The organism is Bacillus sp. OV322 (assembly GCF_900112495.1).
Taxonomy (GTDB): domain Bacteria; phylum Bacillota; class Bacilli; order Bacillales; family DSM-1321; genus Peribacillus.
This window is the reverse complement of record NZ_FOMA01000001.1, coordinates 415,811-441,798: the sequence shown is the minus strand read 5'-3', so window position 1 is coordinate 441,798 and position 25,988 is coordinate 415,811. Positions and strand designations below refer to the sequence as shown.

The following is a 25,988-nucleotide window of genomic DNA, read 5'->3' as shown; positions in this document are numbered from 1 at the left end:
TGCTTTTAAATCTCTTACTACCCGAAATTGTTTATGCTAATAACCTGAATAAAAGAACGTAAAAGACACTGAGCAGTTTCTAAAAAACAGCCTGTGTATTCCAATCCTGGATTACAAGGCTGTTTTTGAAAGTGGCGCCGGAATAATATATATAATGCTATTTTTTGACCATTAAATACATAAAATACGGTGCACCTATTACTGTTACGATGATACCTGCCGGAATTCCGCTGGGATCTAAGATAACTCTTCCAACAGTATCAGCAGCTAAAAGCAGGATTGCTCCTATTAAGGCAGCAATCGGCAGGAATGTCTGATGCCTGGGCCCGACAAGACCCCTGGCAATATGAGGTGCCATGAGACCTACAAAGGCAATGCCTCCGCTTACAGAAACTGATGCTGAAGCAAGGGCAACAGAAATAAAAATCAGCACCACTCTTTCCTTTTCTACACGGACACCAAGCCCAATAGATATATGTTCATTTAAACTCAAGGTGTTTAATACATTTGATTTAATAAAAACGTAAGGCAAAAGCAAGACAATCCACGGAAGCAAAGCAAGAACGAATATCCAGTCATCTCCCCAAATTCTTCCCGCCAGCCAGTTAGCAAAGAAGTCATATTGCTGACGTTCCAATCTTATTGATAACGTCAAAATCGCTCCGTACAGAGCAGCCGCCATCCCTACACCTATCAATACCAGTGTGGAGGGGTCAATGCCTTCCCCTTTCTTAAATGCCATAAAATAGATGACTAACGCAGTCAAAACCCCTCCTATTAGAGCCATAAACGGAAGTATGTATATAAAATTTGAAGATTCAGCAGAAAAGAACATAACATAAAAAACTACCATCAGGCCAGAGCCTGCATTGATTCCGAGTATTCCCGGCTCTGACAGAGGATTTCTGGTTATGCTCTGAAGAATCGCACCTGATACAGCCAGCCCTGCTCCTGCAAGAACAGCAATCATGATTCTTGGCAAGCGAAAACCAAATAAAATGAGGTTTTCTCTATCAGTGCCCTGCCCGATTATTGTCCTGCCAAGCTGTGAGGGTGTTAAAGAAACATATCCAGTCGCTACACTTATAACAAAAACCAAAATCAGGCAGACAAAGGAAGATATCATTATGATTCTGTTTCTTTTTTGTTTTTCAACTTGTATCATGAGAGCCTTTTCCCCCTTTTTCTTGCAAGATAAAGGAAAAAAGGAATGCCTATTATGGATACAATGGCACCCATAGGAGTCTCGTAAGGTATATTAACCATTCTAGCCGCTGTGTCCGCCACAACCATGAGTATACTGCCAAAGATGGCCGTGCAGGGGATGATCCACCGATAATCAGTCCCGACTAGGAAACGGACAACATTAGGCACGATTAAACCCGCAAAAGCAATAGGGCCAACAAGTGACACTGAGGCTCCTGCCAGAACAAGCACAACGATCATCAGGACCGTTTTTGTAAAAACAGTACGCTGCCCCAAGCCTTTTGCCATTTCTTCACCGAAGCTTAAAACGGTCAATCCTCTTGAGAACATGAGTGCAATAAGAATCCCTGAAATAATAACAGGAAAGACCAATTTCAGCTGAAACCAGGTGGTTCCGGATACTCCTCCGGCTGACCAGAATGCAAGATCCTGAGATAATTTAAAAAAGATTGCAATACCTTCACCTAACGCAGACAATAAAGCGGACACGGCCGCTCCTGCAAGCGTAATGCGCAATGGGGTCATCCCTTTGCGGTTTAATGAGCTTAAGCCAAAGACCATACCTGCTCCAAGGCCTGCTCCAAGAAATGATATGAACATGATGGCTATGAAGCCAGCACCGGAGAAAAAAGCAAAAACAATCGCAAGTGCCAGACTGGCCCCAGCATTTAATCCTAGTAACCCGGGATCAGCAAGGGGATTCCTTGTCATCCCCTGCATGATTGCCCCGCTGACAGCAAAACCGGCTCCCGTAATGGCGGCTCCTAATTCCCTCGGAAGCCTTAAGCCGACAATAATTTGATCGGCTCTTCTTGCATGATCATATGAAAATACAGATTTCCAAACTGACAAAAAGTCTATGTTGGCTGCCCCGACAGAAACCGCCAAAATCATACTGCCTATAAGTAATATGGACCCTAAAGCCAAAATGGATATACCTAACGCAGGTCTTGAATACACCTTGCTTTCTTGAGCTGTTTCGGATTTATTCATCATCATTAGCTAGTTCCTTTTCAGTTACTTAACTTTAGTAAGGGCTTTTACAATATAGTCCATCTCTTTTTCAAGGGAAATCGGATCATTAAAGTAAAAAGATTTGGAATCAAAATTTATAACGCGGCCACTTTTCACTGCAGGTATTTGTTTCCAGGCATCAGATTTCATAAATGAGTTATTCGTAGTAGAAGCCCCTTCGCCTACAAAGATATAGTCTCCTGCATATTCAGGAATCAGTTCGGCAGAAATCGCCTTGTATCCAGGCCCCATAACATCTTTGTTTAATCGATCATTTCCTTTTAAACCCAGTGCCTGATAGATGACTTCCGTACCCCGGCCCCAGTTCTTTCCATAAACATACATATCTTTTCCGTAGGTCTCAAAAACCATGGCAGTTGCATCGGCTCCGATTGCTTTTTGTACTTTTTTCTTTTCAGTTTCTGCTTTATCATTCCATTCGGAAACCCATTTTCTTGCTTCTTTTTCTTTTCCGACAATTTTCCCTATTTCAATATGCTGATCAAGGTAGTTGTACTTATCGTAAGTTAAAACAGCTGTCGGGGCTATTTCAGAATATTTTTTAAGATTTTTGTCATCAGAGTATGTAATGATTAAATCGGGTTTTAATGCCAAGAGCTTCTCCATGGAATCTGCTGTTACAACTTCTGCATGATCCAGTTTGTGTCCATAAAACTTATTTGTCTTTGGATATTCATTGACTGCAATTGGCGTTATGCCGAGCGCAAGCAGGTTTCCTGCATACGTTGCTGCCAGCATAGCGACTCGTTTCGGCTTGACGGGTACTTTTACATCACCTTTTTCACCATGATAAATTCTGGTTTCCGGGGCCGTATCAGATGTTAAATCACTTTTTTTCTCCTTGTCCGATTGGCCGCCGCACGCCGAGAGTAACCCGATCATTAACACGGCAATTATACTTAATAAAGAATTTCTTTTTTTTCGCATACTATTCATCTCCAAATTCTTAGTCATTTTTTTCCTCATACCTATGTAACTTCTGCCTTTAGATGACAACCACTTCGGGAACTTTATGTGAGTTTATTAGATTATAAGTGGAGCAGATTGGCTTATTTGTCCTGGGATCAGTGCCAATCACAGCATCAATGTTAAAGGCAAGGCGCAGCACCTCTGGAGTCATGACCTCCTCTGCTGTTCCTTCTCTTATGATTGAACCATCCTTTAAAGCAACGATATGGTCCGCGAAACGGGCGGCGTGGTTCAAATCGTGAATAACCATGACGATGGTGCGCTTTTCTGCTTCATTTAAGTACCGAAGCAGCTCCAATACCTCTAACTGATGTGATAAATCCAGATAGGTTGTTGGTTCATCCAGAAGAATAATATCGGTTTCCTGTGCTAATGCCATGGAAATCCATACTTTTTGTCTTTGACCTCCAGAAAGCGCGTCCACCGTTTTGTCTCTAAATGCATGAATCCCTGTAACCCCAAGAGCCCATTCGACCACTTCTTTATCTTTATCTTTATCATTCCTTCTTCCAATGCCCCTTTGATAAGGAAACCTTCCGTAGGAAACCAACTCTGAAACAGTTAGGCCTTCCGGAGCATCCGGTGACTGAGGCAGTATCGCCATTTCTTGAGCGATTTTTTTAGTAGACTTCTTGCTGATTTCTTTTCCATCCAGATATACTGCACCGGACTTTGCCGAAAGTATGCGGGAAAGTGTCTTTAATACGGTGGACTTTCCGCAGCCGTTCGGCCCGATAACAGCTGTAATTTTCCCGTCTGGAATTTCCAGGCTCAGATTTTCTACAATCTCATGATCACCGTATACAATTTTTAAATTCTCAGTGAATAGTCTCGACATCGGCAATCCCTCCCTGCTTTTATTGAAAATTAATCAATCTTTCACCTCAATTGCATGTTAAGTCTCAGAATTTAATTGATAACGATTATCATTATCAATTTTGTTTTATTATAATGCAGCTCTACAAACCCGTCAATATATGGATAGATATTTTCTGAATTTATCAGCATCTTATTTATGCTCCAATTTCGATGGCATAAGAAGATAGATAACCAGGATAAGATTAATTTTTCGCGTCACAATGGAGTTCATCTTTAATCTTATTCAGTTTCCTCCCGCTTCTCGTGTATACTTAAACCATATATTCTTAAAAAGGGGGATATTTTACATGAATGCCGTTGATTCTATTATTTTAAATTTTAATGAAGTCAGAAGAAGAAGCATAAAGGTGTGGACCTCTATTCCTGCTGACCGGCTTCAATGGAGGCCAGACAGCGAAGCCATGAATTGTCTGGAAATGATCAGACATGTGTTAGAAAGTGACCATTATTATCACCTGGCCATCAAAAATCAGGGCAGTTTAACTGAGTTTCATTCGCCATTTGAAAATCGTCCCTATACTACAGCAGAGTCAGAAATCAGTTTTGCAGAACCTTACCGAAAACAGTTTATGGATACAATCAGGTCATTTTCAGAAAATGACTTAGAGAATATAAAAATTGACCGCTCTGATGCAGGGTATATCAGAAATTTAGGAGATATGTTATTACGAGTGGCTTATCACGAAACAATACATACAGGGCAGCTGCTAGATTATTTAAGAACGGCGGGAATACCGAGGATTAACATTTGGGACTAAGAAGAAAAAAGGGTGCTGCATAACAAAATGCAGCACCCTTTAGCATTACATCATGAGTCTACTACATTGTGATTTTTAAAAAAGGCTCATTTCTTAAAGATTGTTGTTTTTTTATGTTATGTGAGGCGTTCCCATTGTCAAGCCAGGTTGATTGGAGCGTAAGGTGCGAGACTCCTGCTTAGATGAGCAGAACAGGTGAGACCTGATCAGGCGCAGCCGAGGAGGCTCACCGGCTTGCGTGAAAAGCGAGCATCCTGGAGCGGAAATCAACCACCTTGTTTCATAGCAACAAAGTTTACGAAAACTGTCTAAAAAAAGACATACTTAACATAATCATTTTATTGCCATTTACGTCCGAAACACAGCCGCAGATATAGGACGATAGGCACCTGCTAAATTATGACTAATAGCTTATAAACTGAGCATACTAAGAAACATACATTTCAGCTGGGAGGTTTCTTTTATGGGAAAAAGTGAAGACATGCTGTCGTTATTTGCATTAGGCGGAGTGAATGAAATTGGAAAGAATATGTATGTCCTTCAATATTCCGATGACATCATTGTGATTGACTGCGGATCTAAATTTCCTGATGAAACATTGCCGGGAATCGATCTGATTATTCCTGATATTACATACTTGCAGGAAAATGAAGAAAAAATCCGCGGAATGATTGTGACTCATGGTCACGAAGACCATATTGGCGGAATTCCCTACTTTCTCAAAAAATTAAATATCCCTATATATGCCACTTTCTTTACTCTGGGATTAATTGAATTGAAATTGAAAGAACATAAAATTCTTAGAGAAAGCAAGTTAATCCAGATTCATTCAGATTCCGTTTTTCAATTAGGCAAGATCGGCCTCCGTTTTTTCAACACAAATCACAGCATACCTGATTGCCTCGGAATTGTTTTTGAAACACCTGAAGGCACTGTGGTCCATACAGGGGATTTTAAGTTTGACCTGACTCCAACTAATAATCAATTCCCTGATTTTCACAAAATGGCTAAAATCGGGAGTGACGGAGTATTGGCTTTATTGTCTGAAAGCACAAACGCTGAACGTCCCGGCTCTACCCCTTCTGAACGGGTGGTAGGCACTCATATCGAGGAATCTTTTTTAAGGGCCGAAAATAAAGTAATCATTTCGACCTTTGCTTCCAATGTTAGCAGGCTTCAGCAGATAGCAGATGCCGCACATAAGACCGGACGCAAGCTTGCATTGCTTGGGAGAAGCATGGTGAACGTCGTTTCAGTTGCAATGGAACGCGGTTATTTAGACATACCGGAAAACATGCTTATTGATGCCAATCAAGTGAATGACTTCGAACCTGAAAAAGTGTGCATTCTTTGTACAGGAAGCCAGGGCGAACCTATGGCCGCTTTATCACGCCTGTCTTCATCAAATTTCAGGGATGTCGCAATCCTCCCAGGCGATACCGTTATATTTGCTTCCTCCCCTATACCGGGGAATGAGCGCGATGTTACGAAAATCATCGATAACCTTTTTCAGCTTGGCGCCAATGTAATTTATGGCTCTGGCTCCTCGACAGGAATGCATGTTTCAGGACATGCTTATCAGGAAGAATTAAAGATGATGCTCACGTTAATGAAGCCTAAATACTTCATCCCTGTTCACGGAGAATTCAGGATGCTGCACCATCACAGCATGCTGGCAGAGTCTGTTGGAGTTAATAAGGAAAATACCTTTATTATCAGCAATGGTGAAGTCGTCGATATCGAAAACGGGGAAGCCCGGCAAATACGGAAAGTGCCTGCAGGGAATATTTTTGTAGACGGAGTGGGAATAGGAGATGTTGGTGATATTGTACTGAGAGACCGTAAACTTCTCTCGGAAGATGGAATGCTTGTAATCGTGGTCACGCTCAGCAAGTCTGAAAGAAGGATTATATCCGGCCCTGATGTCATTTCACGCGGATTTGTTTTTGCACGTGACTCTGAGGATCTCTTAAGTGAAGTGAACAGAATGGTGAAGATAACAGTCAAGGATCTTCAAAAAGCCAAAGTCTATCAGTGGAATGCCATGAAACAAAGCATCAGAAAGACCATTGGACAGTACCTATACGAGCAAACCAAAAGAAAGCCGATGATTCTTCCTATTATTATTGAGGTATAAACTTTCTTTATTTACATTATTAAGAGGGTGCAGGAGATGGCAATTCTCCCTGCACCCTCTTAATTAAATTAGTTCTAGTCTGTTTCGCCAACTTTGCTTCTATGGAGCGAGGTGGCTGTTTTCCGCTACAATCAACCTGACTTAACAATATCCTCCCTTTTATTTCATAGGAGGTTAATGTGATGATCCAGACACCACTTTTTTTCTCTTTCATTCCAGACAGACGCCTGGACTTCACCTATATGCGCCTTTCTAAGCAGGAACATACATAATCTTGACTGTCCAATTCCCCCGCCAATCGTATATGGAAGTTTGCCGCTCAGGATGGATTGATGAAACTCAAGTGATCTTCGTTCCTCCATGCGGGATATCCTAAGCTGTCTTAATAACGATTTCTCATCAACCCTGATTCCCATCGATGAGACTTCAAAAGATTTTTCTAGAAGCGGATTCCAAAATATAATATCGCCGTTCAGCGTCCAATCATCATAGTCCGGTGAACGTCCATCATGTTTACGCCCGGATTTTAAGAACCCGCCTATTTGCATGATAAATACTGCTCCATGCTCCTTTGCAATCGCATCTTCCCTTTGTTTTGGAGATAGTTCAGGAAATTGTTCCTCTAGCTCCTGAGAAGATACAAAATAAATGTCATTAGGCAAAATCGGCTGAAATTCCGGATAATGTTTATATAAATGATTTTCCGTTAATTTTATCGCAGAAAAAATTTTTCTGACTTCATCTTTCAATGTATATTGACTGCGGTTTTCCTTTGTAATGACTTTCTCCCAGTCCCATTGGTCCACATAGAGAGAATGAAGATTATCCAATTCCTCATCTCCCCTTACTGCTTTCATATTCGTATAAAGGCCTTCACCGGCCATGAATCCATACCTGCTTAACGCCGCCCTTTTCCATTTCGCCAGAGATTGAACAATTTCCACCCTTCCCCTGTCAACGTCTTTTGCATCAAAGGAGACAATTTTCTCTATTCCATTCAAATTGTCGTTGAGTCCTGTTCCTTCATCCAGCAATAATGGAGCAAACACTTCTGTAAGATTAAGTGTTTGTGACAATGCATTTTCAAAATGATTTTTTATCAATTTAATAGCTTTCTCTGTATTAATTCCACTCAATGCTGATCTATATCCACGCGGCAATTCCAATGATCTGGCCAGTTCCATCATCCTCCAGCTTCTAATATACCTGGGTTTTTCTAAGGATACCCGATTAAAAAACCTAAGTCTAATGTATGAATGAATCAGGATAATGTGACGATTGCCTCTGGCCAATAAAAATATACACATCTCACTTTGTCAGGCATTAGAAAGGAAGACAGGTCATAAAATGTACAAGTTGTTAATTTATGGAGGTGTTCAAGTCCCCTTGAGTATCAGCATACTAATCAGTTACATACTTTTAGGATTAACTTTAGCAGCGCCAATTGGTCCGGTTAATTCAGCACGCCTTGATAAGGGAATTAAAAACGGCTTTTGGCATGCCTGGTTTGTTGGTGCGGGTTCAATGGTCGCGGACGCCTTTTTTATGCTGCTTGTGTATTTAGGCATGGTACAGTTCCTGGCCATACCCATCGTCCAAATTTTCTTGTGGCTATTTGGAGGATTTATCCTTATCTATACCGGGACAGAAAGTATTTTTAAGGCTAACTCCATTACCCTCTCACTAAGCAGAAAAAAAGAATCCATTTTTAAATGCTTTTTAACAGGTTTTATCATGTCTATCACAAGTCCATTATCTATCTTATTTTGGCTAGGAATTTACGGATCCGTTTTGGCCAAAACAGCACAAGTAAATGGAAACGGCAAACTATTAATTTATAGTTCAATGATTTTTGCAGGTTTGACTTTGTGGGATATTTTCGTTGCTGCACTGACCACAGGCTTCAGAAAGTTTTTAAATACCACAAGCCTTAAAGCCATATCAGTTATCAGCGGCATATCGCTGATCGGGTTTGGCGTTTACTTTGGTTTGCAGGGAATAGCAGCTTTGGCGGGGTGACATATCCATTAATTAATCATAAAACAAGAATTAGCTCATTCTAAAGTTGGGGGATGTCAATGTTTATAGCAATTGAGAAAACGGTGCTTATTATGGCTTTTTTACGGCTCATCTCCGGAAGTATTGAAATATCGGCCGCCATCCTTATGTACAAGCTGAATGATATTGAGAAAGCACTTATGGTAAATAGCTCTCTATCGCTAATCGGGCCAATTGTTTTAATACTCACGACAACGATAGGCCTGATTGGGATATCCGAAAAACTTTCTCTTGTTAAAATCGTCTGTATATTTTTGGGTGTTGCTCTAGTCTTAATAGGTGTAAAAAGCAAATAGGAAAAAATCCGGAGCATCCAGCGGTTGTCCGAATTTTCCCCTGCTGCAAAGATTCATACCGCATCTGCTTCAGTTGCATCGAATATTTCTTATTCATCCTGGATTTAAGATTCTTCCGAAGTCTTTTTCTTTCCTTGAATTTTATTTTTCACAACCGCTACACAGGCAATCAGCACGACTACACCAAGGCTCACAAACAAGCCCGGCCTGATGTCTTTCTCCAGAGCCGTCCCGCTGATGGCCGCTAGCATCAGTGCCAGTCCGATGCAAGCCATTACTTTTGCTAATACCTTCATTTTCAGGATCTTCAGTGAAGATATAATTATGAACAGCCAATTATACAGAATCAGAATACCTGCCGCCGTTGTAATATATTCGTATATTTTTCCCGGCAATAAAAGTGCGGTAATAATAGAAGCAAGCAGCCCTATTGCCGCAAGACCTAAGGATGGCAGGGGCAGATCCTTCATTTTCTTTATTTTTTTACTGAAAAAAGAAGGGGCATCCCCATCCTCCGCCATCGTAGCCAGCAAAGTGGTTACACCGAAAAGGGAAGCGGTCATCGTTGAAAAACCTGCAATAATGATAGCTCCATTAAATACATGAGGAAAAAAGGCAAGGTGGAAATTTTCCATCGCTTTAACAAACGGACTTTCCTTGTCATTGAATCCTTCATATGAAACCATGCTTACCGCTAATACCAAAGAAATGACATAAATGATGGTGAGCAGGATTAGCATGACAATCCCCGATTTTGGGGCTTCTTCCTTCTTTTTAAGCTGCATTGCCATCAGGCCGATTACTTCAATGCCTCCAAATGCATAAAATGCATAAATGAGTGAGGCCCAAAATCCTTTAAACCCTTCAGGAAAAATTTCGTGAGACTTCTTCGGAAAATGTATAGAGCTTCCATCTCCATGAATCCATCCGAATATAGCAGCTGCCGCAACAACAATAAACATAAAAATGGCAGCCGTTTTTACGACGGCAAGAATTCCCTCTACTTTATCAAATCCTTTTGTGCCGAGCAGCACCACGCCAATCGATGCCACTGCATAACCAGCGGCGAAAACCCAAAGAGGAACCTGGTGAAACCAAAATTTCGAAAGAATAGAAAGCGCAGTCAGCTGGCTCCCGATAATGAGGATATTAGAACTCCAGTAATTCCATCCGCAGCTAAAGCCTGCCCAATTTCCATAAGCAGTTTTCGCATAATAACAAAAAGATCCTTCATGCGGGTCATCGGAAGTCATTTTTGCCAGCACATTAAAAACGATGTAGGTGCCAATCGCAGCTAAGATAAAGGAAAAAACTATAGAAGGGCCAGTTGTTTTTATCCCTATGCTTGATCCAAGGAAATAACCGGTACCAATTGTACATCCGATTCCCATTAAAGACAGCTGCCACCATTTCATTTGCCCTTTACTTGAATTGTCAGGTTTACTTCCGCCTGTTCCACACTCTGATTGACTCATGAAACCCCCCCCTGTTCTTCATTAATAAAACCCTCTATTTTAACTTTCACAAACGAGCTGTGACCTTATCCTTTGCAGTTAAAATCCATAATCTTGGAAATCACTGCTAACCACATTTCCAAATGAATGGATCTTACCTAACATTTTTATTATTATGAAATGCAGGCGATTTAATTATTCATTAAGTCCTCACCCTTTTAAGTTTTCTTAAAGATTGTTGTTTAAAATGTTCTGTGATGCGATCCCGCTTTTAAACCGGGGTGATTGGAGCTAAGCCACTTTGTTCCATAGCAAGCTTCGTAAACAGCCATTATGTAAAAAGAGAACTTCCAGTTAACTCTAAAAGTTAAACCCCGGCGATATACCAGGCTATTTGTCCGCTGAATGACTGGTTTGGTTTAAAGTCCAGCCCGCTATTCAACTGTACGGAAATATGTATAACCTCCCCGCCTGCCCGGAATAATAATCGGGTAACTTAATACTGGCTTGGAGGGATATAATGTATTACTACAAAGAGGAATTAATTAATCCTATTGTTGCAGATAAACCAGATCCAGCAGCAGCTAAGGTCTTGCAGGAAATATTAGGCGGCCGGTTTGGTGAAATGCGGACTATGAACCAGTTCTTCTTCCAAAGCTCAAACTTCCGGGGTAAAGAACTGCAATTTCGGGACCTTCTTAAAGGAATTTTCCTTGAAGAGATAGCTCACGTTGAACTTGTACAGCATACCATCAATGCCTTACTCGATGACTCTGGATCACAAATTCCCGGGAATTCCGGAATTGATGGAGCTCCATTTGATGAAGCTATTAAGCATGCCCTGCCGCACCACTATATTATGGGCGGTTCTCTAGCAGAAGATGCGAATGGAAATCCTTGGCTGGGCTCTTATGTTTACAGCCACGGAAATCTAATTGCTGATTTGCTGGATAATTTGGTACTGGAATCAACTGGAGTTTTACAAAAATCCAGAATTTATGAAATGAGCTCAAATAAAACACTTAGAGAGACAGTTGCTTTCTTGATAGTGAGGGACAATGCCCACCAAAATGCTTTTGCTAAAGCATTGGAAACATTAGGAGTCGATTGGGCTAAACTTTTCCCTGTGCCTAATTATGATATTAACAAATATCCTGAGTGTAAAAAGTATGTTGATATGGGCTTCCATAATGTACAATTTAACTTCAGATTAGATCAAACAAGGATTGCTGAAATTTTCTCAGGGCAAACCCCAAGCAGAAATGGCGGAGAGCTTTCCGTGGTACAGCCTCCTAATGGCTTCCCGGTTCCGCAGCTTCCTGAAAGACCCAACATGCATAGCCCCGGCATTTCAGACATGGGCCGATAAGTTATTCCCAATAAAAAGACCCCGGAAATGAACTGCACCCCAATTGTTAGACACCATCTAACAGTTGGAGGTGCAGTTTTTATATGGTTAAATTTACTGCCAATGATAAATTACAAGCGGTCAATCGTTATCCAAACGGGAATGAGAGTTTACGTGAAATAGCCAAATCTTTAGGAACTAATCATAAAGCCATTCTTAAATGGATTAAACAATATGAATACAATGGCAAAGACGCTTTTATAAAGTCATATACAAAGCATACACAACAGTTTAAACTGGATGTACTAAATTTTATGATTGAAAATGGTACATCCTTAAACGAAACGGCAGCGATTTTTAAAATACTTGCCCCTTCCACAATTAGTGTGTGGAGAAAACAGTTCGAAACACAAGGAATAGATGCCCTTCAATCAAAGAAAAAGGGGCGTCCATCCTTGAAAAAAGAGTCTGATCAACATTCAAAACAATTACCAGTTGAAGGATCCAAAGAAGCACTTGAAGCGCGTATAAAACAATTGGAAATGGAAAATGAATATTTAAAAAAGTTGAATGCCTTAGTTCAAAACAAAGAAAAATCACCAAACAAGACAAAGCGCAAGTAGTCTATGAATTAAGGCATACATATCCGGTGAAAGCACTTGTACGACTCGCGGGCATTCCGCGCAGTACTTACTATGATTTAGTCAGACGTATAAATCTTCCAGACCCAGACGCTGATTTAAAAGTTGAAGTAAAAGCAATTTATGAAGAAAATGAGGGGCGTTATGGGTATCGCCGTATTCGTGATGAGCTGGTCGATCGTGGACAAAAGGTAAATCATAAAAAAGTGCAGCGTATTATGAAAGAGCTTGGCTTGAAATGCTTAGTACGTATGAAAAAATATAAATCTTACAAAGGCACAGTGGGGAAAATTGCACCCAATATTTTAGACCGCCATTTCACGGCAGACGCGCCAAATGAAAAATGGGTAACTGACATTACGGAGTTTAAATTATTCGGCCAGAAACTTTATTTATCACCCGTTTTAGATTTATTTAACGGGGAGATTATCACGTATACGATTGGTTCCAGACCAACCTATTCACTTGTTTCAGGCATGTTGGAGAAGGCATTTGAACGTTTACCTGAGAACAATCAGCTACTCATGCATTCTGACCAAGGGTGGCATTATCAGATGAAGCAATATCGTCACGCTCTTGAATCAAGAGGGATCGTCCAAAGTATGTCTCGAAAGGGAAACTGTTACGACAACTCTGTCATGGAGAATTTCTTTGGAATTATGAAATCTGAACTCCTCTACTTGAAGGAGTTTGAGAGTGTTGATCATTTTAAAAGAGAATTACAACAATATATCAATTACTATAATACTAAACGGATTAAGGCAAAATTAAAAATGAGTCCGGTACAATACCGAACTCATTTCACACTCGCTGCCTAATGAAATAACCGTGTCTAACTTTTAGGGGTCACTTCAAAAAAGGAATGTTAGCATCCTTTTTCCGGGGTCTTTATTTATTTATTTATTTATTAGAAACACGCTGTTTGATATCATCAAGGTCATGGTGAAGTTCAGGAGATGGGATTGCCGGATTAGGAATTTGCCCTTTCGCTACCGGGTTTGCCACATAAACAAAATCACCGGATTTATCAGGGGCTGTTCCCTGAGCCCAAAGGCCCTCAGAGGATTCTTCTCCTTCTGACAGGTTCCAGAATTCATATGCTTCCTGCTGTGATTCCATTTCCGCTTCCGGCGGGAATGAGGCTGGCACGACAACACCATTTTTCTCTTCCAGTTCAGCTATCGCAGCCATCCATTGATACTGGTGATAACGGTCGCGGGCAAGCATTTTACGGAAAGTGGCACGAACTCCCTCATCTTTGGTCATATGATATAATCGGGCAACTTGAAGGCGGCCCTGGCTTTCCGCATGCAGGTTTGAACGCATGTCAGCTAATAAATTTCCGCTTGCCACAATATATCCCCCGTTCCAGGGAATACCATTTGAATTGGTAGGCAGCCCTCCAAGTCCGCTTACTAAAAGATGCTGCGGATTAATGCCTCCCATAATCGCTGCAATTGCAGGATCCTTAGCTGCTTCGGCCTGGTCTGCTGGTGTTGCACCGTCAAGCAATTGACTGATTAAAGAGCACAGCATTTCTACATGGCCAATTTCCTCAGTCCCGATATCCATAAGCATATCTTTGTACTTCTCTTCACCTCTGCAGTTAAATCCCTGAAAGAGGTACTGCATCATGACTGTCATTTCTCCAAATTGTCCGCCCAATACTTCCTGAATCTGACGGGCAAGCATCGGATCCGGACGATCTACTTTCACTTCAAATTGTAATTCTTTTTGATGTCGGAACATAAGTTATGAATCCTCCTTTAGTTTTTATAATTCATATACTTAGTACCCCTGGGTTGTTTTTCCAAACTCTTCATTTTAAAAAAAGTCTTTTTTTCGTAAACTTTGTTGCTATGGAACAAGGTGGTTGATTTCCGCTCCAGGATGCTTGCTTTCCGCGGGGCGGGCGGTGAGCCCGCAGGAGTCTCGCACCTTACGCTCCAATCAACCTGACTTAACAATGGAATCGCCTCACAGAACACATAAAAAAACAATAATGTAAGAAAAGAGCCAAAAAACACAAAAAAAGAATACAGCTATAAAAACCATGACACCTTCCTTCTTCATCATTCTGTTCATAGTTTTTTTTCACATATCCTCTTCAGCCTGGTCCCTGCAGGGTCTATCCTGTACCAGAAGTCCTCCAGGAGTAAAGCAATCTTCACTCAGCAAAATGCGAGAAATCAGCATTACACTATAACAGAGCCAATAGAAAATGAGAATGGCTGTAAGAGAGTCTCTCTATATACATACAAAACGAAAGAGCAATCTCTCAAAGATTGCTCTTTCGTTTGAATTATTCAGCATTAAGATACCATACGTTAGCTAAGGATTTTGAAGCCTCACCTGCAAAGGAAGTCAATGTGCCGGGAGAAACAATATATAGCTCATGCATGGCCCTCGTGCAAGCTGTATAAAACAGCTTCCGTTCGGATTCTCTATTATATACAGCTTCTGAACCGTTATAAATGATTACGGCATCAAATTCTATTCCCTTTGCCAGGTAAGAAGGAATGACAACGATTCCTTCTTCAAACTCCCCCCTGCCTTGTCTGATAAGCTTTAGAGGGATGCTGTCTTTTAATTCCTGATAAGCCTGAATACTTTCTCCCTCAGTCCTGCAAATGACAGCTATGGACTCATGGCCTCTTTCACGGAGACTTTCAGCCGCCTTAATTACCGCTTCTATAAGCTGAGATTGCCGGCATATAATAATTTCCGGTTTTACTCCCGGCCGGTTAAATGGCGTTATGTTCTCACCGTCAATAAGCAGGGATTTTGTAAATTCAACAATTTCACGTGTGGACCGGTAGCTTTTTGTTAATTCAATCTTCCTGGTTTTTTCCTGCTGAAATAATTCAGAGAGAATATCCATGCCAAATTCATTTCCATGAGCAAAAATAGTCTGGCTGCTGTCCCCCAGAACAGTCATTTTACTATTCGGAAAAACCTTCTTTATGAATGCGAATTGAAAAGGAGAGTAATCCTGTGCCTCATCAATAAACACATGCCGGATTCCTGTATTTTTCATTCCTTCTTCAAGGCCTTCTTTTAAAAATAACAATGGTGCTGCGTCTTCATAATATAATTCATTTCCATCAAGCATCCTTACAGTACTTAAACAAATTTCATTCCACGTCTGAGGAAATAAAGAAGGATTTCCTCCAAAATTCAATTTATCAAGAAATAGCTGTTTATAGATAGAGACAACATCCAGAAAGCCAAGAGTTTTGATTTGACGATAGATAGGCTTGAAGCTTTTCTTCACAATATAAGAAGATAAAATGGCTTCTTCCCGTTTACTATCTGAAAAATCATCATTGTCCTCGCCATTTTTGACTTTCAAAGCCTTTCTGTAGCTTTTTAAATAATCCTCTTTATCTAAATACTGCATTTCTTCTTCAACCCATGATTGCTTTCTTTCATTTATCTCCATTTTCCGGACTTTGCGGAGCAGTTTTTCAGACAGCAATGCCAGCCTGTTTGGAATGGGAATTGATTGTCCTTCTTTATAAAACAGCTCTTTAAGTTCCTCATTAGATATAAGCACGCTGCCTCTAAATATAATATCCTTAAAAAGCATTCCATCCTTCTTAAGAAATAATAGATATTCTTCTATTATTTTTAAGAACGCTAAAGAAGATTTAAAGGATATATTCTGCAGTCTTGACAGATATTCAGGATCTTCTGATGTGGCCAGCACATATTCCATTTGAGAAAACAGGCTTTCCATCTTTAAATCTTCCTGGAGAAATTGCAGCAAATACTGCTCGAAGGTTGTCTGCTGCATATTTTCTTCCCCAAGTTCAGGAAGCACATTAGACACATAGCTGTTAAAAAGTGCGTTAGGGGAAAAAAGCAAAATCTGGTCTGCATTCATATTGTTTCTGTCACGGTATAGCAAAAAGGCAATCCGCTGAAGGGCAGATGATGTTTTTCCGCTGCCCGCTGAACCCTGAACAATAAGCAGCTTGCTTCTTTCATCCCGGATAATCAGGTTTTGTTCTTTCTGGATGGTGGCAACGATGCTTTTCATTTGGCTGTCAGCCTGGCTGCCCAAAACCTCTTTTAATAACTCATCTCCTATCGTGATACCTGCATCGAACATACTGACGATTTTGCCTTCTTTAATAATATATTGCCTCTTCAGCGTTAATGTACCTTCCATCCTCCCTGAAGGAGCGTCGTAATGAGCAGGTCCAAGCAGATAGTCATAATACACGCTGGATATTGGTGCACGCCAATCATGGACAAGAAAAGAGTCTGACTCATCGTCATAAAATGAACCTATCCCGATATACACTTGATCTGTCTCTGTTTCTCCAGCTTCCATAAAATCTATTCTTCCAAAATAAGTGGAGTATTTTAGTTTTTTTAGCAATTTCAGCTGTTTTCTTGAATGATCCTGCCGCCGCTCTCTCTCAGATAAAAGCTCTGTTTGCTGACGTATGCTGATGTATGTTTCTGCAAGATCGTCAGGATTATCAAGATTCACCGTGACATCATCCCAGAAGGTTTTTCTCAAGCCCGAAATATCAGTTCCTGCTTCACCTATCTGCTGCATAAATACCGCTGTCGAGATATTGATTCTGTGAACAACATCACTCACCCGTTTTTGCTCTTGCTGTATTTCTTCTTCCCAATTCCTCATAGCGAGCCTCCTGATCAACAAATTTTTAATTGACATCACCATTCATTATGTGTATAATATAAAGTAGGGTAATTATAATTTATTTGTAACTAAGTTTTAAACCTCATTTTATGCTACCACAATCCCTCCGCAGATTCAATATCTGTATTTTTTTATGCCCTGAATTCCTCTTCATGATGTAAGGAACGCGAAATTTCATTTTTTTTGTCGGTAATTATTAATTGAATATTCATTTAATTTTCGATATGATATTCCCGAAGGATGTTGTAACCGCTTTCAAAAGAAGCATTTACACTAATTAATGAGGAGGGTATTCATGGCAAATCTTACGCTGGAAATTAGCGAAAAATTGCAGAAATTCCTGCAAGGCCCGAAAAAACTTTTTATTAACGGAGAATTTGTTGAAAGTGCTTCTAATAAGACTTTCTCTACTCCTAACCCGGCAACAGGAGAAAAACTTGCCGACGTATACGAAGGAGACCAGGCTGATATCGATTTGGCTGTCAAAGCCGCAAGAAAGGCATTTGATGAAGGAAAATGGTCTAGAATGAGCGCTGCCAAAAGAAGCCATCTGATGTACAAGCTTGCTGATTTGATGGAACAGAACAAACAGGAATTGGCTCAATTGGAGACCCTTGATAACGGAAAGCCTATTGGCGAGACAACAAATGCAGATATCCCGCTTGCTGTTGAGCATATGAGATACTATGCCGGCTGGGCTACGAAAATCGTCGGCCAGACCATTCCTGTGAGCGGAAATTACTTTAACTATACCCGGCATGAAGCGGTTGGTGTTGTCGGACAGATCATTCCATGGAACTTCCCTCTTCTAATGGCAATGTGGAAGCTTGGTGCCGCACTTGCTACAGGATGTACAGTTGTATTGAAACCCGCCGAGCAGACTCCGCTGTCAGCTCTTTATTTAGCCGAACTGATAAATGAAGCAGGCTTCCCTCCAGGCGTGGTAAATATTGTTCCCGGATTCGGTGAAACTGCAGGACAATCCCTTGTAAACCATCCGCTTGTTGATAAAATCGCCTTTACCGGATCAACTGAAGTCGGAAAATCGATTATGAAATCTGCAGCATATACATTGAAACGCGTAACACTTGAACTTGGAGGAAAATCTCCAAATATCATACTTCCTGATGCGGATTTCTCAAAAGCAATCCCAGGAGCATTGAATGGGGTTATGTTTAACCAGGGCCAGGTCTGCTGTGCCGGCTCACGTGTATTTATACAAAAGAAACACTATGACAATGTGGTTGCCGATATGGTAAGCCATGCCAAAAACATCAAACAGGGTGCCGGACTTGACCCTAATACACAGATTGGCCCGCTGGTCTCTCAAGAACAGCAGGACCGTGTACTTGGGTATATCGAAAAAGGCTTAAATGAAGGTGCTGAAGTGCTTGTGGGCGGCAGCAAGCCCCAGGAGGACGGTTACTTCGTTTCTCCAACGATCTTTGCAGCGGTCAATGACGAAATGTCCATTGCGAAGGAAGAAATATTTGGTCCGGTCATCGCTGCACTTCCATATGAAGACCTTGATGAAGTGATTAATCGTGCTAATGCAAGCGAATATGGACTGGCTGCCGGCCTGTGGACAAGAGACATTTCAAATGCTCACTATGTTGCCAGCAAGCTGCGCGCAGGAACTGTCTGGGTTAACTGCTATAACGCTTTTGATGCTGCCTCTCCTTTCGGCGGGTATAAACAATCAGGCATGGGCCGCGAAATGGGCTCTTATGCACTCAATAATTATACAGAAGTTAAAAGCGTCTGGGTAAATCTTGGCAGATAACAGTCTCAAAGAGGCTGATTCAAAAATCAGCCTCCTTGTTCCGAAACAGCAAAGTTTACGAAAAACAGCCTATTTTAAGAGAGAAGCCAAAGAATGTTTCTTTGGCTCTTTTTCATGGTATTGCGCATCGTCAGCCATACGATTGACCGCTTTTTGATAAGCGGCTATCTTGCTGTCTTTCCCCTTTCTATAGTGAAAATTTTCAGAGTAAATAGTATCTTTTTTATAGGACAATAAGTACAATAAATGTAGATAATGAAAAAGGAGAATGATTAATGAGCAACTTTCAGACAAATTTAGAAAAATACGCAGAGCTTGCCGTTAAAGTTGGCGTCAACGTCCAAGAAGGACAAACCCTTGTTATCAATACTATGCTTGAAGGAGCCGAGCTTGTAAGGGAAATCGTAAAAAAAGCCTACAAAGCAGGAGCGCGCAATGTCATTGTTAACTGGAATGATGATATTGTCGGACGTACAAAATATGAACTGGCTCCTGACGATGTTTTCAGCGAATATCCGGAGTATAGAGCTAAAGAAACAATAGAATTAGCTGAAAATGGTGCTGCCTTTTTATCGGTCATCTCATCAAGCCCTGATCTCCTGAAAGGAATTCAATCAGAAAGAATTGCCAATTTCCAAAAAGCAGCAGGAACAGCCCTTAAAAAATACCGTCAATATATGCAGTCAGACAAGGTTAGCTGGTCAATTGTTGCCGTTCCTTCTCAGGCATGGGCAGATAAAGTTTTCCCTGAAGATGCTGCAGAAACTAGAATACATAAGCTTTGGGATGCCATCTTTAAAGCAACCCGCATTGATGCGGAAAATCCAGTAGATGCATGGAAAGCCCATGACAGCAGCCTTCATGAAAAAGTGGATTATTTAAATGAAAAACGCTATACAAAACTTCATTACCGCGCCCCGGGAACTGATTTAACCATTGAGCTCCCGTCTAAGCATCTATGGGTAGGTGCCGGCAGCATCAATGAAAAAGGCCATGAATTCATGGCTAATATGCCAACTGAGGAAGTATTCACGGTTCCTTTGAAAACCGGTGTAAATGGTACAGTTTCCAGCACAAAACCGCTTAGCTATGGCGGCAACATCATTGATAACTTCTCTGTAACCTTTAAGGATGGACGAATCACAGAAGTGAAGGCAGAAGAAGGTGAGGAAATTTTAAAGCAGCTTGTCGAAACGGATGAGGGATCACACTATCTTGGAGAAGTTGCACTTGTACCATTCAATTCGCCAATTTCCCAATCAAATATTTTATTTTACAACACACTATTTGACGAAAACGCCTCAAACCATTTAGCAATCGGAAGCGCATATGCTTTTTGCATTGAGGGCGGCAAAAAAATGAGCCAAGAAGAACTGGAAGAAAACGGGCTGAACGAAAGCCTTACACATGTAGACTTCATGATCGGTTCAGATCAAATGGATATTGATGGAATTAAAGAAGATGGAACTTCAGAGCCTGTATTCAGAAACGGCGACTGGGCTTTTTAATAATTAATATGCAAAAACGCCTGGATTTTACCATCCAGGCGTTTTGCATATTAATCAGGCCTTTAGAATACCAGCTTCTTTTGCCCGAAATAATTCAAAATGGTATATAACCCCATCCCTATTATCACGGCAAGATTTTTCTCGAAATGCTGGGGAATGGCTGGAAGATGTCCCAAAGCCAGATGAACCGCTCTTAAGCCAAGGCCGTATGCAATAAAATAGCAGGCCAATATAACAAGGATAAATCTCAATACACTCCCTGCTTGATTTTTGGTGCTATTAAAAGTAAATTTTCTGTTTAATATATAGCTTACTGCAGCACCAATAATATTGCCCATTAAAGTGGATGTCCAATAGGAAAAATGAAGCAAATTCATGAATGTAAAGATAATAGCCAATCCTATGAGTGTATTAATGATTCCAACCGCCAAAAAACGGATGAAAGAGCCTGAGAGCAGTTTCACCATTCTTCTGTTACAGACGGGTTATTAAAGGAATTGTAGGAATGCCGGCCAGCTGAAGACGGTGTATAAAGATCCGTTTCAATGGCATAAACCGGCCTTTTTTTCACTTCTTTAAATATCTTCCCGACATACTCCCCAATAATGCCGATTCCTATTAGCTGCAATCCCCCAATCAGCCAGACTGACATCATGAGCGATGACCAGCCGGTTACAGAATGATCCAGCAGTTTAACAATTAAACTATAGACTCCTGCCAATAAACTGATGAAAAAGGCCAGAAATCCGACTGCAGTTACAAGCCTGATAGGTGCGATACTAAAGGATGTAATTCCATCCAGGGCAAATGCGATCATTTTTTTCAGAGGATATTTAGATTCCCCTGCCAGCCGCTCTTTGCGGGCATACGCCACCTCTGTTGCCGGAAACCCGATTAAAGGAATGATTCCCCGCAGGAAAATATTCGTCTCTTTGTATTTTAGCAACTCTTCCAAAGCTCTTTTGCTCATCAGGCGGAAATCCGCATGATTAGGCACAAGGCTGATCCCTATTTTGTTCATAAAGCGATAATACCCGACAGCAGTGTTTCTTTTAAAGAACGTATCTGTGCTTCTGTCATTTCTCACGCCATAAACGATATCATATCCTTGCCAATACTTTTCTACAAAGCTATGAATGACATTCACATCATCCTGTAGGTCTGCATCAATTGAAATGACGCAGTCAGATAGCTTGCTTGCCGTCGCTAATCCTGCCAAAAGCGCATTTTGATGGCCTGCATTGTGTGCAAGCTTCAGTCCTTTTACATATTCATTATTTTCTGATTCCTGCTCAATAAGCTTCCAAGTGTTATCCTTGCTGCCATCATCGACAAATAGAAGCTTGCTTTCTTCGGAAACAAGCTTATCACTTATCAGTGTTTCCATTACAGATGTTAGCTGTGCTGCTGTCGACTGGAAAACTTCTTCCTCATTATAGCAAGGCACTACAATCGTTAATACGGGATAGTGCAAAATCAATGACCTCCTTTTGGTACCAATAAACTTTACTTAACTTTATATAAATAAATCTTCCATGCTGAATAGCTTGAATTGAATGACTTTAGGAAATGAAGGCCATCTTCTTCGGCATTTAGGATGGGCACTGCGGACATAATATAGCGTCCCCCCATTTTTTTGAAAACTGCCGTATTTAGCTGCAGGTTGTGGATTTTCTTTTTGCTGTCTTTACGATAATCATATTTCTTCCCAAGCTCTGCAACAAAGATATAGCACCTTCCTCCCCACGTATCAAAATATCTTTTTTCTTTTTTATTTTTGTCCAGCTCTTTTGCTATAATTTTGCGGAATTGATGTTTATATGATAATGGATAAAAATTGTTGTACGTATCGAGTGTGTAAAAACCGTTATATTGTGAAATAGAAGGATGTATGCCAATGCTGGCGACTCTATAGGATGATTGTGGTTTCCCTATGTAGTTCTTTATGTCCCTGAATTGTTCCTCAGCATAAAATTCCCTGAAAGATGGCTGATGAACGACGCGGTAGTATAACTCCGGATTGCCCAGGAATAATAGTGCAATTTGCAGGATCAGGAAAATCTTAACCAGCTGTTTTGCAGCCATGCCCTTTTTCCATAAGATATAAGCACCTGACCCGAACATCATATAAATGATCATCGGCCTCAAAAAATGAAAACGGGCAAAGTTGAATGTATTTAAGAGTCCAACCTTTTCCTTCAATGGCTCCCATCCTTTAAAAAACCAAAAAGCATACCAGATGGACAGTACTCCATTCAAAATAAACAGACGGACGAATTGCTTTTCCTGTTTCCATATTCCCTGTCTTGCAATGAACCAAATCACAATGAAGGACAAAGGCACAATAATAAGTGTATGCAGGGTCATGACATGGGTATGTCCAAGAAAATAATTCTTGATTGCAAGACGAATGGTATGCCAGAACCCAAGAGTGGAACTGACAAATTCATTCCTGCTTGTCGGAGCTTCAGGAATCACAAGAGAATATACAAGCCTGTATTCAATCAATAAGAATAACAGAGTCATATACATTATGCCTGCCAAAAACTTTGCATTTATCTCTCTCTTCACAGCCAGGTCACGCAGCCATAGCAAGCCCATCGCCGCCAGAAAAAAGAAAAATCCCAATACAAAACTAGAGTAAAGAGGCAGCAATGTGAGTGTCAGCCAATCCTTCCAGCTTCCTTCGCGTTTCCTAATATTCAGGAACGCCCATAAAGCAAGCGGCTGTCCAAGCGTGCTCAGCATGCCTGAGGGCCAAAAGGGAGTTAAAGCAAATGCCAATGAAACGCCAATTGTAATCGGATATGCATCCTGGTCTTTAATAAAGTGCCTTTTTAAAAGCATGTACATGCCTATGAAGGCAATTATCCTTGTAAGTGCCTGGCTCAATGAATATGCAGTCATTGGATCAAACAAGTTATGAAGCCACTGTATACCGCTGAATTCTGTTCCAAATGCATTGCGCGGCAATCCATTTATTATTTGAGGTATTACTGCATCAACAGGGCCGAACAATTCCCCGCTGTTTCGAAGAACCTTATACCAGGCAATGTTTGAATCCAAATTATCATGAACCCTCATATGGGCATCCTGACCCAAAAAGAACATGGGTGAAAGAAAGAGAATAATCAGTGCAAAAGCCCCATATAGAAAAATTCGTTCTTTGCTTGCAAACTTATTTTGATTCATTATCCAATTTCCTAACTTTTAATTTTGGTATTGCTTAGATTCTTCCAGTATCTCTCTCATTTTTTCCAAAATTGGTGTTCTTAAACCCGGATCCTTCACAGCTAATGACATAGTTGTCAGAATATAATCCAGTTTTTCGCCCACATCGTATCTTTCACCTTCAAATTGATAGGCATAGACAGATTGGAAGGCGTTTAATCTTTCAATAGCATCCGTCAGCTGGATTTCTCCGCCTTTTCCGGCTTCCTGGCTTTCAAGCAGCCCGAATATCTCCGGAGTCAATACATATCTGCCAATAATACCGAGATCAGATGGCGCTTCTTCAATAGAAGGTTTTTCAACAAAGTTTTTGACCTTATACAGTAACCCTTCATTTGTTTCAGGATCTATAATCCCATATCTTGAAACGGATTGAAGCGGCACCTGTTTAACGCCCACTACAGAAGAGTTATGCTGATTATATTGTTCTATAAGCTGCTGAAGGCACGGAGTTTTAGCCTCAGTGATATCATCACCCAAAAGCACTGCAAAAGGCTCGTCCCCAATAAATGACTTTGCGCACAGGATAGCATGGCCCAGACCTTTTGGTTCTTTTTGCCTGATATAGTGAATATTGATCAATTCACTCGCCTTTTCTACTTCTTTTAAAAGCGCATCATTTCCTTTTTTGCGCAAAAATTGCTCAAGACCCGGATCATGATCAAAATAATCCTCAATGGCTCTTTTTCCTCTGCCCGTCACAATGATGATATCTTCAATGCCAGACTCGATAGCTTCTTCTACAATATATTGAATGGTCGGCTTATTCACGATTGGAAGCATTTCCTTGGGCATAGCCTTTGTAATCGGCAAAAATCTTGTTCCAAGTCCTGCTGCAGGTATAACTGCTTTTCTGATTTTTTTCATCTTATTTTCTCCTTATATCCAACTATTTTTTTATTTATCGGCTTCAGTATCTTCCCTGCTGATTTCCGCTTCAGCACCCTGCTTACCGCCCGCAGCTTTTAAGCTTATAAGGTTTACGCACCTTCCGGCTCAATCACTGCCAGCCAAAACCAGCATAGGACTAAGGCAGCCCATTAAATCATTTCGTCTATCTTCTCCGCTTTTCATTCCTTTTGGCCTTCACTTCCTTAAAACCCGCGTGACTTAAAATGATAGATAAATCCATGTTACTTCGCACGCCTCTCCATATCATGAATATAGAATTGCGCCACAAGGCTATATACCCTTTATAAGCACCGGCATAACTCTGCTGGGTCGCCATTGAAACTGCCAAACTGCTGATGTAAGGCCAAAGAACCACTTGGAACTTCTTCAGATTAAAAATCCTAAGTACCTTCAGGCTAAATGGCATTCTTTTGAAACTAAGCTTATGGCTGTACTTCCCCTGATATCAAATGTGTAAATATTTTACATTTCTGTAAATAAAATGATCGTTTCTTATTGTACTATATTCTGTATATGAAATCCTTTTTTATATTCTTTAACTTTAAGACTTCCAGGTACCAGGCTTTCAGCATGACTGAAAGAACCCTGCATTTCCGGTAATTTAATAACCTGCTATTTGATAGACGGCCACTCATATCTGCTGAAACTCTGGATTCCCTTAAGCCTTGTCCACACAATGTTTACTGCGGAAACACCAGACCCTGATGTTATCCTATAATGCCGAATTGAGATTAGATGTCGTTATCTCGGTCACATACTCAGTGTACATGATAATGAATATGTAATGATGCGACTTTTTGAGCAATTTTTCCATATGCTCTATATTCTCCAGCTCCATTCCAAATAAGAAAAGGCATTGTTTTCCGCTTGCTTTTACAGCGATTTTATCCTGCAGATAATCACTGGCAGGAAAAATGATTTCCAGTATTTCGTGTCTTACTATAATAGTATCCATTCAGCTTTGAAAATATTTCTTTTCCTTCACTGCTGATTCTGAATAGGATTTTAATGATCTTTAGTAAATGTACCAACCCAGCCTTAATTATCTATGAAAATCACATTAAAATTTAATTAAAACAATACTAATAGGTGTAC

Annotated in this window: 21 protein-coding genes; 8 read left to right on the top strand and 13 right to left on the bottom strand. The window is 40.6% G+C overall.

All coding sequences use genetic code 11. The features are described 5' to 3' along the window. Positions 1-157 precede the first annotated feature (157 nt). Genes BM126_RS02200 through BM126_RS02185 form a run of 4 tightly spaced genes read right to left on the bottom strand, consistent with a single transcriptional unit; the run spans position 158 to position 4,048 of the window. Positions 158-1,165: a FecCD family ABC transporter permease gene (locus tag BM126_RS02200; RefSeq protein ID WP_090987758.1), complete on the bottom strand. Its 1,008-nt coding sequence runs from the start codon at positions 1,163-1,165 to the stop codon at positions 158-160. Continuing rightward, on the bottom strand, positions 1,162-2,205 hold the full coding sequence (locus tag BM126_RS02195; protein ID WP_090987756.1) for a FecCD family ABC transporter permease: 1,044 nt from the start codon (positions 2,203-2,205) through the stop codon (positions 1,162-1,164). Before BM126_RS02195 ends, BM126_RS02200 begins: the two co-directional genes overlap by 4 nt. A gap of 18 nt (positions 2,206-2,223) precedes the next feature. After that, positions 2,224-3,168 (bottom strand): iron-hydroxamate ABC transporter substrate-binding protein, encoded by a 945-nt coding sequence (locus tag BM126_RS02190; RefSeq protein WP_090987754.1) that lies wholly within the window; start codon positions 3,166-3,168, stop codon positions 2,224-2,226. A 58-nt stretch (positions 3,169-3,226) separates the two neighbouring features. Beyond that, positions 3,227-4,048, bottom strand: a complete 822-nt coding sequence (locus tag BM126_RS02185) for an ABC transporter ATP-binding protein (protein ID WP_090987752.1) — start codon at positions 4,046-4,048, stop codon at positions 3,227-3,229. Positions 4,049-4,376: 328 nt separating this feature from the next. Here BM126_RS02185 and BM126_RS02180 point away from each other — a divergent pair, with 328 nt between their 5' ends. Continuing rightward, entirely contained in the window at positions 4,377-4,847 is a 471-nt protein-coding gene (locus BM126_RS02180; RefSeq protein WP_090987750.1) for a DinB family protein, read from the top strand. A gap of 463 nt (positions 4,848-5,310) precedes the next feature. After that, a complete protein-coding gene (locus BM126_RS02175; RefSeq protein WP_090987749.1) occupies positions 5,311-6,984 on the top strand; it encodes a ribonuclease J in 1,674 nt (557 codons plus the stop codon). Between the two features lie 164 nt (positions 6,985-7,148). Here BM126_RS02175 and asnA read toward each other — a convergent pair whose 3' ends face one another. Then, positions 7,149-8,168 carry an aspartate--ammonia ligase gene (gene asnA / locus BM126_RS02170; protein WP_256212945.1) on the bottom strand — a complete coding sequence of 340 codons (1,020 nt, stop codon included), beginning with the start codon at positions 8,166-8,168 and terminating at the stop codon, positions 7,149-7,151. A 202-nt stretch (positions 8,169-8,370) separates the two neighbouring features. Between asnA and BM126_RS02165 the strand changes: the two genes are divergently transcribed. Continuing rightward, positions 8,371-9,003 (top strand): LysE family transporter, encoded by a 633-nt coding sequence (locus BM126_RS02165; protein ID WP_090987746.1) that lies wholly within the window; start codon positions 8,371-8,373, stop codon positions 9,001-9,003. Positions 9,004-9,062: 59 nt separating this feature from the next. After that, the gene (locus tag BM126_RS02160; RefSeq protein ID WP_090987743.1) at positions 9,063-9,338 is read left to right on the top strand and encodes a YqhV family protein; all 276 of its coding nucleotides are present in this window, start codon (positions 9,063-9,065) and stop codon (positions 9,336-9,338) included. Positions 9,339-9,442: 104 nt separating this feature from the next. On the opposite strand, the gene BM126_RS02155 is transcribed toward BM126_RS02160, so the two are convergent. After that, a complete protein-coding gene (locus tag BM126_RS02155) occupies positions 9,443-10,813 on the bottom strand; it encodes an amino acid permease (protein ID WP_090987741.1) in 1,371 nt (456 codons plus the stop codon). Between the two features lie 499 nt (positions 10,814-11,312). Here BM126_RS02155 and BM126_RS02150 point away from each other — a divergent pair, with 499 nt between their 5' ends. Both BM126_RS02150 and BM126_RS02145 read left to right on the top strand, forming a co-directional pair. Next, positions 11,313-12,161: a manganese catalase family protein gene (locus BM126_RS02150; protein WP_090987739.1), complete on the top strand. Its 849-nt coding sequence runs from the start codon at positions 11,313-11,315 to the stop codon at positions 12,159-12,161. A gap of 83 nt (positions 12,162-12,244) precedes the next feature. Further along, a protein-coding gene (locus tag BM126_RS02145; RefSeq protein WP_090987737.1) for an IS3 family transposase occupies positions 12,245-13,599 on the top strand; the annotation gives its coding sequence in 2 pieces (ribosomal slippage) (positions 12,245-12,698 and positions 12,698-13,599; 1,356 coding nt in all). A gap of 82 nt (positions 13,600-13,681) precedes the next feature. Here the strand turns inward: BM126_RS02145 and BM126_RS02140 are convergent. Then, a complete protein-coding gene (locus BM126_RS02140) occupies positions 13,682-14,530 on the bottom strand; it encodes a manganese catalase (protein WP_090987735.1) in 849 nt (282 codons plus the stop codon). Positions 14,531-15,083: 553 nt separating this feature from the next. Then, complete coding sequence (gene helD, locus BM126_RS02135; protein WP_090987733.1) at positions 15,084-17,438, bottom strand: RNA polymerase recycling motor HelD; 2,355 nt, start codon at positions 17,436-17,438, stop codon at positions 15,084-15,086. A gap of 316 nt (positions 17,439-17,754) precedes the next feature. On the opposite strand from helD, the gene BM126_RS02130 reads away from it, so the two are divergent. Both BM126_RS02130 and BM126_RS02125 read left to right on the top strand, forming a co-directional pair. Continuing rightward, a complete protein-coding gene (locus BM126_RS02130) occupies positions 17,755-19,242 on the top strand; it encodes an aldehyde dehydrogenase family protein (protein WP_090987731.1) in 1,488 nt (495 codons plus the stop codon). 275 nt (positions 19,243-19,517) lie between these two features. Continuing rightward, positions 19,518-20,750: an aminopeptidase gene (locus BM126_RS02125; RefSeq protein WP_090987730.1), complete on the top strand. Its 1,233-nt coding sequence runs from the start codon at positions 19,518-19,520 to the stop codon at positions 20,748-20,750. A 62-nt stretch (positions 20,751-20,812) separates the two neighbouring features. Here BM126_RS02125 and BM126_RS02120 read toward each other — a convergent pair whose 3' ends face one another. The 5 genes from BM126_RS02120 to BM126_RS02095 form a co-directional block, all read right to left on the bottom strand. Further along, positions 20,813-21,181 carry a GtrA family protein gene (locus BM126_RS02120; protein WP_256212944.1) on the bottom strand — a complete coding sequence of 123 codons (369 nt, stop codon included), beginning with the start codon at positions 21,179-21,181 and terminating at the stop codon, positions 20,813-20,815. Between the two features lie 29 nt (positions 21,182-21,210). After that, positions 21,211-22,224, bottom strand: coding sequence for a glycosyltransferase family 2 protein (locus tag BM126_RS02115; RefSeq protein WP_090987728.1), 1,014 nt, complete (start codon positions 22,222-22,224; stop codon positions 21,211-21,213). A gap of 32 nt (positions 22,225-22,256) precedes the next feature. Further along, positions 22,257-23,942, bottom strand: coding sequence for a DUF6044 family protein (locus BM126_RS02110; protein WP_090987725.1), 1,686 nt, complete (start codon positions 23,940-23,942; stop codon positions 22,257-22,259). 18 nt (positions 23,943-23,960) lie between these two features. Next, complete coding sequence (galU, locus tag BM126_RS02105; RefSeq protein ID WP_090987723.1) at positions 23,961-24,848, bottom strand: UTP--glucose-1-phosphate uridylyltransferase GalU; 888 nt, start codon at positions 24,846-24,848, stop codon at positions 23,961-23,963. Between the two features lie 757 nt (positions 24,849-25,605). Continuing rightward, positions 25,606-25,848 carry a hypothetical protein gene (locus BM126_RS02095; RefSeq protein WP_090987719.1) on the bottom strand — a complete coding sequence of 81 codons (243 nt, stop codon included), beginning with the start codon at positions 25,846-25,848 and terminating at the stop codon, positions 25,606-25,608. Positions 25,849-25,988: the final 140 nt, after the last annotated feature.

Bases quoted from the DNA above. Each gene is read 5' to 3' on its own strand.
- BM126_RS02095 (WP_090987719.1), bottom strand. From the start codon at position 25,848: ATGGATACTATTATAGTAAGACACGAAATACTGGAAATCATTTTTCCT.
- asnA (WP_256212945.1), bottom strand. From the start codon at position 8,168: ATGGAACTGGCCAGATCATTGGAATTGCCGCGTGGATATAGATCAGCA.
- BM126_RS02140 (WP_090987735.1), bottom strand. From the start codon at position 14,530: ATGTTCCGACATCAAAAAGAATTACAATTTGAAGTGAAAGTAGATCGT.
- BM126_RS02130 (WP_090987731.1), top strand. From the start codon at position 17,755: ATGGCAAATCTTACGCTGGAAATTAGCGAAAAATTGCAGAAATTCCTG.
- helD (WP_090987733.1), bottom strand. From the start codon at position 17,438: ATGAGGAATTGGGAAGAAGAAATACAGCAAGAGCAAAAACGGGTGAGT.
- BM126_RS02180 (WP_090987750.1), top strand. From the start codon at position 4,377: ATGAATGCCGTTGATTCTATTATTTTAAATTTTAATGAAGTCAGAAGA.
- BM126_RS02150 (WP_090987739.1), top strand. From the start codon at position 11,313: ATGTATTACTACAAAGAGGAATTAATTAATCCTATTGTTGCAGATAAA.
- BM126_RS02155 (WP_090987741.1), bottom strand. From the start codon at position 10,813: ATGAGTCAATCAGAGTGTGGAACAGGCGGAAGTAAACCTGACAATTCA.
- BM126_RS02160 (WP_090987743.1), top strand. From the start codon at position 9,063: ATGTTTATAGCAATTGAGAAAACGGTGCTTATTATGGCTTTTTTACGG.
- BM126_RS02125 (WP_090987730.1), top strand. From the start codon at position 19,518: ATGAGCAACTTTCAGACAAATTTAGAAAAATACGCAGAGCTTGCCGTT.
- galU (WP_090987723.1), bottom strand. From the start codon at position 24,848: ATGAAAAAAATCAGAAAAGCAGTTATACCTGCAGCAGGACTTGGAACA.
- BM126_RS02200 (WP_090987758.1), bottom strand. From the start codon at position 1,165: ATGATACAAGTTGAAAAACAAAAAAGAAACAGAATCATAATGATATCT.
- BM126_RS02110 (WP_090987725.1), bottom strand. From the start codon at position 23,942: ATGAATCAAAATAAGTTTGCAAGCAAAGAACGAATTTTTCTATATGGG.
- BM126_RS02190 (WP_090987754.1), bottom strand. From the start codon at position 3,168: ATGCGAAAAAAAAGAAATTCTTTATTAAGTATAATTGCCGTGTTAATG.
- BM126_RS02185 (WP_090987752.1), bottom strand. From the start codon at position 4,048: ATGTCGAGACTATTCACTGAGAATTTAAAAATTGTATACGGTGATCAT.
- BM126_RS02195 (WP_090987756.1), bottom strand. From the start codon at position 2,205: ATGATGATGAATAAATCCGAAACAGCTCAAGAAAGCAAGGTGTATTCA.
- BM126_RS02175 (WP_090987749.1), top strand. From the start codon at position 5,311: ATGGGAAAAAGTGAAGACATGCTGTCGTTATTTGCATTAGGCGGAGTG.